The sequence below is a fragment of the Cellulomonas hominis genome, assembly GCF_005239125.1.
GTDB classification, from domain to species: domain Bacteria; phylum Actinomycetota; class Actinomycetes; order Actinomycetales; family Cellulomonadaceae; genus Cellulomonas; species Cellulomonas hominis_A.
Genome location: NZ_SZYE01000402.1, coordinates 1 through 482 on the forward strand (window position 1 = coordinate 1; position 482 = coordinate 482).

Consider the following 482-nt stretch of genomic DNA (forward strand, 5'->3'; position numbering starts at 1 on the left):
CGCGGCGCCCAGGGGCGGCCGAGCTCCGGCCCGAGGGCGGGGCGGACCCCGCCGCGCTCGTCGCGGCTGCCGACCAGCGCGGCCCACCGGGGCGTGGCCGCCCACCACGCCGCGAGCCGGGCCCACCGGTCGGGCAGGTCGAGCGACAGCCACTCGTCGGCGACCGTCGTCGGGACGTGGTGCGGGGACTCCTCGCCGTCGTCCCGGACGAGGGCGCCGACGCCCGCCAGCTCGACGACGAACGCCGCCTCGGGCTCGGTGATCTCGAGGGCGGCCGCGGTGCGGCGCAGGTCCCGCACGCCGAGGCCGCCGGCACGGAGCACCGTGGGCGGCGCCTGCCCCCACAGCCGCAGCAGCCCCGCGACCAGCCGGACCGCGCGCTCGGCGGCGCTCGCGTGCTCGGCCTCGACCAGGGCCGGGTCCCGGTGCGGCAGGTCCTCCGGCGCGGGCGGGGTCGCCGGCGCGCGGTGCGTGCGGCCGTC

Annotated in this window: 1 pseudogene; it reads right to left on the reverse strand. The window is 82.4% G+C overall.

The features are described from left to right. Positions 1–482: pseudogene (locus FA014_RS20495) on the reverse strand (helicase-associated domain-containing protein); the annotation flags it as partial.